Annotated in this window: 9 protein-coding genes and 1 pseudogene; 4 read left to right on the plus strand and 6 right to left on the minus strand. The window is 43.8% G+C overall.

Annotated features, from left to right (window positions below):
* Positions 1-449: 449 nt before the first annotated feature.
* Both H6F50_RS16645 and H6F50_RS16650 read left to right on the plus strand, forming a co-directional pair.
* Entirely contained in the window at positions 450-725 is a 276-nt protein-coding gene (locus H6F50_RS16645) for a UBP-type zinc finger domain-containing protein (protein WP_190429558.1), read from the plus strand.
* A 147-nt stretch (positions 726-872) separates the two neighbouring features.
* Positions 873-1,139 carry a Precorrin-3B methylase gene (locus H6F50_RS16650; protein ID WP_190429559.1) on the plus strand — a complete coding sequence of 89 codons (267 nt, stop codon included), beginning with the start codon at positions 873-875 and terminating at the stop codon, positions 1,137-1,139.
* 56 nt (positions 1,140-1,195) lie between these two features.
* On the opposite strand, the gene H6F50_RS16655 is transcribed toward H6F50_RS16650, so the two are convergent.
* Both H6F50_RS16655 and H6F50_RS16660 read right to left on the minus strand, forming a co-directional pair.
* Complete coding sequence (locus H6F50_RS16655) at positions 1,196-1,639, minus strand: type II toxin-antitoxin system VapC family toxin (RefSeq protein WP_190429560.1); 444 nt, start codon at positions 1,637-1,639, stop codon at positions 1,196-1,198.
* Positions 1,639-1,902: an AbrB/MazE/SpoVT family DNA-binding domain-containing protein gene (locus H6F50_RS16660; protein ID WP_190429561.1), complete on the minus strand. Its 264-nt coding sequence runs from the start codon at positions 1,900-1,902 to the stop codon at positions 1,639-1,641. The genes H6F50_RS16655 and H6F50_RS16660 overlap by 1 nt, the downstream gene beginning before the upstream one ends.
* Positions 1,903-1,998: 96 nt before the next feature.
* Between H6F50_RS16660 and H6F50_RS16665 the strand changes: the two genes are divergently transcribed.
* Complete coding sequence (locus H6F50_RS16665; protein WP_190429562.1) at positions 1,999-2,265, plus strand: Precorrin-3B methylase; 267 nt, start codon at positions 1,999-2,001, stop codon at positions 2,263-2,265.
* Positions 2,266-2,305: 40 nt separating this feature from the next.
* On the opposite strand, the gene H6F50_RS16670 is transcribed toward H6F50_RS16665, so the two are convergent.
* Both H6F50_RS16670 and H6F50_RS27995 read right to left on the minus strand, forming a co-directional pair.
* Positions 2,306-4,132, minus strand: a complete 1,827-nt coding sequence (locus H6F50_RS16670; protein WP_190429563.1) for a DUF262 domain-containing protein — start codon at positions 4,130-4,132, stop codon at positions 2,306-2,308.
* Between the two features lie 267 nt (positions 4,133-4,399).
* A pseudogene (locus tag H6F50_RS27995) lies at positions 4,400-4,639 on the minus strand (virulence-associated protein); the annotation flags it as partial.
* Between the two features lie 151 nt (positions 4,640-4,790).
* Between H6F50_RS27995 and H6F50_RS16680 the strand changes: the two are divergent.
* Positions 4,791-5,951: a hypothetical protein gene (locus H6F50_RS16680; RefSeq protein ID WP_190429565.1), complete on the plus strand. Its 1,161-nt coding sequence runs from the start codon at positions 4,791-4,793 to the stop codon at positions 5,949-5,951.
* Between the two features lie 11 nt (positions 5,952-5,962).
* Here the strand turns inward: H6F50_RS16680 and H6F50_RS16685 are convergent, their stop codons facing one another.
* Together H6F50_RS16685 and H6F50_RS16690 are read right to left on the minus strand one after the other, a co-directional pair.
* A complete protein-coding gene (locus H6F50_RS16685) occupies positions 5,963-6,622 on the minus strand; it encodes an SDR family oxidoreductase (protein ID WP_190429566.1) in 660 nt (219 codons plus the stop codon).
* Between the two features lie 212 nt (positions 6,623-6,834).
* Positions 6,835-7,212, minus strand: a 378-nt coding sequence (locus H6F50_RS16690; RefSeq protein ID WP_190429567.1) for an ATP-binding cassette domain-containing protein, incomplete at its 5' end; no start/stop codon positions are given.

Here is a 7,212-nt window from a genome sequence, read left to right on the forward strand (position 1 = left end):
TCGGAGTAGTGGTTTCAGCCGCCAGGAACGGGGAGTTAGGAATAGAGACGCTTAGAACACTACTGGCTACACCGATTATTAGACTTAGAAGAAGTGGCGATCGCATTATCGTTAGGCTCCAAATCAGAAAGATTCACTTAACTTCGAGTCTATTCGGCTGTTTCAGCTCTCAGTTCCCGGTTTCTAATTCAGAAACTAGAAAACGATGTAGGAATTTTCTATTTTTAGGCTAAATTATCGGCTGTTGATGCAATCGGGAAATCATTGGTGTTCTCCGTAGACGAGTTGGGTTGTTACACCGCAGCGCACCCTAGAACAACTCAGCTTTGACAACTGAACGTACAGCAATATCTTCAAGGGGTGCACAAAGCAAGCGATCGCTTGTTTAGCCTCTAGAATTGGAAGCATCCAATGAGCGACTCCAACTCATACATTGATTCGGAAACCCTATGTCCTGCCAACACCTCAATGAAGTGACGCTGCAAAACCTAATCCCTAAAGCCAACTATCCGGTGTTTCGCTGTGAAGAGTGCATTCGGATCAATGGTCGCTGGGTGCATCTTCGCATTTGTCAGACGTGCGGTAAGATGCTGTGCTGCGACTCGTCAGAACATCAGCATGCTCGTCGTCACTATGAGGAAACCGGACACACTGTAATCAGCTCAGCGGAGTTAGGAGAGCAATGGCTGTGGTGTTTTGTGGATGAGCAGCAGAAGAATTATTGAAGATGCGCTCCATTGGGGCATCTCCTCAACTTACAAGTAATTTTAAAGAAAGGCGATCGCACAATCCTTCCAAACACTAAATCGAAGAAGGAGCGATCGCCTTAATGCTACAGGTTAGGATTTAGGGTAGGGCGTTCTGATTGAAGTATGGCAAAGCAGGAAAATCCTCTCACGGGAGTTGCACTCATCAAGGAAGTCTGTCGGCGGATTCGGGTTGCCCGTAGCTACTGGGATGCTCATAATAATGCTGCTTGTCGGGGAGAACGTGATCGCGCTTTAGCCCTTTACAACACGCTGACGAAAGAACAAAAAGACCAGATTCCGCAGCAGTTGCGGGTGTGGCTTCGCTATCGCAGTGAAAAATACTTTGGCGCACACCGAACGCCGCCCAAGTCGAAACGAAAGTCGAAGTAGTATTTTCCTTGCATCTAGCCTTCCGTCTCTGGGTTCGCGATGCGACTGTGTCGCCGCTACGCTAACGCTTGGGGATGAACTACTACAATTTCATTGATGCCCCGGAAATCATTTGGGTTAAACGTCAGTAAATGCGTTACACCATGCGCTAACATCACGGCAACCAACCGGGCATCATGTACACGCTTACCCTGAAGTTGGTAGCTTGTCACCAGATTGAACCAGTGAGGGAATATTTGTGGCGTTTCCTCAAGCTGCGGGAACTGATTTAGAATCAGCTCGATTTCAGTACGAGTTTGTTCGACACTCCATCCCAATCCATTCACTTGTGCTGGACGAGTTGCAACAACCCAGAACTCAATAATGTTCTGACTGGTGATGAAAACGCGATCTCGTTGCCTTAGAAGAGTAGCTGTTGCTCTACCAGCTAGTAAGTTCACTGGTGAAGTGCTGTCACTCATGCGAAGTAAAACATTGGTATCGAGGAGATAGTCGGTCATTAGTCGTAGATGTTTTCCCGACGTAACGCTTCATCAGTTAGGTTTGCACCATTCTGATGGCTTTGTACCCACTGCATTAATCGTTCTGCCCGTTCTTCAGGCGTGGCGGTTGCCCAAAAGGGTTGCGCTGGGGGAACGGGGGACAGGATTAAGCGATCGCTTTCCACTTCTATTACAAAGCGGCTATTGGGCTGAATTACCTGTAAAATTTCGGCAGGTAGCTGTAAGGTGCCTGATTCACTCACTTCAACGATCAAAGACATTGCGATCGCCTCCAAGGCATCAATAAGGTGTCTGTTTAGAGCTATTTTACTGATTCTTCAATAAGCTACGATCGCACCAGTCAGCAATATTGAATTATGTCAAAGCAGGAAAATCCCCTCACAGGAGTTGCATTCATCAAGGAAGTCTGTCGGCGGATTCGGGTTGCCCGTAGCTACTGGGATGATCATAATAATGCTGCTTGTCGGGGAGAACGCGATCGCGCCTTAGCTCTTTACAATACGCTGACGAAAGAACAAAAAGACCAGATTCCGCAGCAGTTGCGGGTGTGGCTTCGCTATCGCAGTGAAAAATACTTTGGCGCACACCGAACGCTTCCCAAGTCGAAACGAAAGTCGAAATAGCACTTTCGGAGCATCGCTTTGAGCTAGACTTTTGTACTGTTTAATTTTTTAATAAATTCTTGACTGTCTCAAAAGAATTACCTAAGTAGTATGTCTTTAGCAAATCAAAGACTCGATAATGATTATCTCGAATTGTTTCTATATTCCAATCGTTATACGACATAAAAATATAGTTAGTATTTGCTCTATTCTCTATAGATCCTTTATATTTAGTTTTTTTGTCATGAAATTCTTTGTTACTTAATGATGAATTCTTTTTTCTATCTACAAGAACTATATTTCCCAGCCTATGAACCCATTTTTTATGATCAAGGTCTGAAATATTAGATAATGCTTTACTTAAGCTTCTAGGCATTAAATGCTCTACTGATGAAGTAAGTCTATCGAAATAGAGTTGAGAATTTAGGCTGCTAGTTAAAAGATCAATTTTCAATAGCAAATAGCGAGTTTTGCTAATTCTCTGCCCTGAATATTCACCCCATTTTTCATTATCAAGAAAATCCAGAAAATATTCAATATTAACAGCAGTAGAAGCTTTTTCATCTTGATATTCATATTTTAGGACAGGAGAATCAAGAAACTGTGAGGCTAATTCTTTTAAATCGCCATCTTGCTTCGATATTTCCTCCATTTTCCTTAAAATAATAAAAATTCTTGACTGAAAATTACCTTTACCCGTCAACCAGTAGACTGAGCAAAGGTTATCTAACTTTATTAGGAAATCATATATTCTAAACTCCTTAAAACACTCTCTGTAATGCATCAAAGGAGCAATATAGGCGTTTCCGTAAGTTTTTGTCAGTATATAGTTAAGGTTTACAAAAAAGTTTCCAGCCTCCTTACAACAAATATCATTGCTAGTAATGGCTTGCAAATGTTTAGCATAACGACCAATGACCTCAAAAGTACCCTCCCCTCTAGTTAGCATATTTCTTTTATACATAAACTCGAATGCTTTGTTAAGGCTTTGGTTGTCATCGCTTCTATACTTCATTGTTATGAAAACAACAGCCCATAGAAATTCATCGAATGAGTTATATGGTTCATCAATAGCACTTTCATATTTCTCCCATTTCTCAGCAAATTCTTTTCTGTCTTCCTGGTCTTTTATGTGCCTTAAATTTTGTGCTCTCAAAATATCACTTGCCTGTAGTTGAAGGCCTCGGCTATTTAGTACTGTGAATAAATTGTATGCATCATCAAGGTTGTTAGGAGTTGACAAGTATATAATCAAAACTTTCGTGCAAAGATAAGCATAAAAATCTTTTAAATACTGTTCTACCTCCAATCCCTCATTAGACAGCTCTTGAAACCAAGCGTGCAGTTCTAAAATCGCCGCTGCCATATTTTTGACAGAAACATCATTGTTCTTATCCTGAGAAATTGATCTAAGACTATCGAAATCTTTTGTTCCATTATTTTTGAGTACATATTCTTCTAAAAATTCTTTGTCTTTCCTTATTTCAAACTCTATTCTATTTCTTTCGGGAATGCCGTCAAACTCATCCCTTTCCTGCCTCATCCGAGTCCGAATTTTGTTTTGTAACTCCTTGCTTTTTGATAAGTCTCTTAATACTGCCTGTAAGAGGTAAAGGGTTATAAATCTTTGTTGACCATCTAGTATATCTTGAGAAATATAAACGAAATCTCCCTCCTTAGATTGCTTAGTATTCCAAACCATGCAGCCCAAGAAATACTCCTTATCTTTGTCCCTCTCCATAGCTTTGCGGATATCATCAAGTAAAGCAACTACCTGGTACTTACCCCAAACATATGGGCGTTGATACTCAGGTACATTGTAAAAGCTATCAGCAGAGAAGATATCTTTAATATATTTTTTTCCAGTATCAAGCGTATAAGAAGACATATGGCTCGACTTTATCCTTGTCTTTATGGGGCTTACTATAATATTATGTTCAATATTTTCGCATTCGGCAATGAAGCACCTCATCCAGCTAAAAAAGCTGCCTAATTTACTAAAGAAACTACAGTATTCCAGAATATACATGAATCAATGCAAGGAGTAGCTCTGCACATCAAACCTCTATTAAGACTTTAGAGTGTTTCTTGAAGGTTGATTTTGTACGTTCGCGCAACCCTCAATTCAAGCAGCTACAAGCACATTGCACTGTCTTTACGCCTCAATTTCCCAATCCTCAATCTGCAACCCCTCAATCCGCCCATACTCTCTTGTATTATGTGTCACCAGAGTTAAATTATTTGCAAGAGCGATTCCTTCAGAAAGCTTCTCTAACGCTGCAATTTGTAAATCATAGGCACCAATCGGAATTACCGCACTGGCAAGACACGCACGAATTTGACCACACGCGATCGCAGCCTCATGTTCAAAAGGAAGCGAGGCAAACCGTCCAACTTACAAGCAATTCTAAAAGAAGGCGATCGCAAACGAAGCCTCATCTATTCATGCCTCTAGCTTGGGCGAAATGTTGCCAAGCCAAGGGAAACAGAACCATTCATCGAGAGTCATTAGTTAGTAGTGAATCACTACTACTTTTGCCTTGAGTATGAAGAAAACAACTGCCTTAACAGTGACAGTCCTCACGATCGCTACAGTTGTGGGGACATCTGTGGCACAATCGGCTGGCTTCTTCGCTCAAGCGCCAACCCCTTCCGTAGCTCAAGCTAAACCATCTTGGGAAAACTCCAAGCTAGTTCACACGTTACCCACTGTCGCAAGCTATGCCAAGTTTAGCTCGAATGGACTTCTACTCGTGTGTAATGGTGAACGGGGTAAAGCCATTCAATTGTGGGATGTAAGGAAAGGGGAATTACTCTCATCTATCAAAGCCGACGATACGACTTCCTTTGGAGATGTTGCCATCAGCGCTGATGGACAGTTTGTTGCCAGCATCGTCTACTCGCAAATTGATAAATCAATAGCAGTTGGTCTGTGGAATAGCAAAACCGGAGAACCGATCTGGAAAAAACCAATTTTTACCAATAGCGCAGAGTTTCGCGGCTCTAAGGATTCTGGGGAAAATTTCCCGGCTAGCATTATTTCCAGCTTGGAATTTAGCCCAAACGGACAATCTATTGCCAGTAGCGCCCGAAAATATTTTGGTTCCGAAAATCCGCAGATTCAGCTATGGGATGTAGCAACCGGCGAAAAGCGCTTTGTATTAAAGAGTAATATCAAATCTTTACGAGGGGTGCGTTTTAGCCCTGATAGCCAAGTGTTAGCCAGCCTCGGTTCCAATCAATCTATCCTCAAAGGAGGAACTTATCACTGGCAAGGCTTGATTCAACTTTGGAATCCTAACACAGGTCAACTCCTCCATACCCTAAAAGAAAAAGATCAGTTACTTCCCCAGAGCATGGCGTTTAGCCCGGATGGTCGAACGTTAACCAGCCTGTCAAAAGACGCGATATATGAAGCTCACCTCCGCACTTGGGACGTGAAAACGGGTGCAACTGTGCGTACTGTTTCGGCTTCGGTAGACAGAACGGATGACCAGTTATCACTCAGTCCTGATGCTAAAACCTACTTGGTTGCTGGTCAGGTAGCTGGTTCACGTATTATTAATGTCGAAATTCGCAAAGAATGGCCTCTTCGTGGTTTTGATGTGAGTAGTGGTGCTAGTACAGGATTATTTAGCCCAGATGGTCAGATGTTGGCTGTTCCAACGGTAGCAGGAATTCCGATTTGGCAAGCTTCTGGTAATTAGTAATTGGTTACTTACCAAGGCAGCACTTCTCCATTGGCGTGCCAAAAAGTACCTGTATTTTCCAACGTCAACTCATCAATCCGAGCCAACAACCCCTTCACCGACTCTTCCGGCGTAATGCCAGTAAAGTTCGTCATACGACTTTGAACTAACCCTGGATGCAGAATTGCCACCGCGATCGCACGCGGTTTGAGGTCGAGAGATAGCGATTTGCCAGCCATCGATAACGCCACTTTAGACATCCGATAGCCATAGGAACTGCCAGAGGTATTGTCTGCAATTGAACCCATCCGACTTGTCATCAAGGCGATTTTGGAACCTGCTTTGAGCAGTGGCAATAGCGCATGAGTCACCCGTAAAGGTCCCAGCGCATTAACCTCAAACTGTTCTCGAATGTTCTCAAAATCCAAGTTTTCCAGCGTCACGCGCTTGATAATTCCGGCATTATTAATCAGAACATCAATCGTCGTGTCACCCAGGCGATCGCGCAAAGAAGCAACGGAAGCATCAGAGGTAATATCAATCCCCTCCTCAACCTGCACCCCTAGCTGCTTCAACTCCTCAGCAGCAGTGCGACAAACAGCGATCGCGCGATCGCCCCGCACTTGCAGTTGACGGCAATATTCGTAACCAATTCCCCGATTAGCACCCGTAACCAGATAAGTTGCCATGCGAACTCCAATGTCTTGATTAGAGGGACATTCCTAGACACTCATAGCCTATCTGAAACTGTCGTTTCCCATCCTGTTCCAGAATGCTGCCGGGTGCGATAATTACCCGGTCAAAATCCCCGGTGAGAATCGTGGAATTAGACTGCTTTAGCGCTTATCCTCCGACCTTCAGGCGGGGAATGAGCTTAAAGTATTTCAATTTTCCAGCGTCGTCAGGTTGAGGATGGCTTGTAACCCAACATTCGGAAGTAGAGTCCTTTTTGGGTAAGGAGTTCGGAATGAGTGCCTTCCTCGACGATCTCGCCCTCCTGCATCACAAAAATGCGATCGCAGTCTACGGCAGTTTCGAGTCGGTGCGTCACTAAGATAATGGTTCTTTTGCGACGCAGACGCTGGAGGGTTTCTATCACCCATTGCTCGTGCTTCAAATCTAGCGAACTCGTGGGTTCGTCGAGGATGAGTATCGGAGCCTTCGTCGCTAGCGCCCGCGCGATCGCTAAACGCTGCCGCTGTCCGCCGGAAAGGTTCTGTCCGCCCTCGCTGAGCATCGTATCGTACCGCTCCGGCAAGGCTTCGATGAACTCAGCCGC

Source organism: Coleofasciculus sp. FACHB-712 (genome assembly GCF_014695635.1).
Classification (GTDB): Bacteria; Cyanobacteriota; Cyanobacteriia; order Cyanobacteriales; family FACHB-T130; genus FACHB-T130.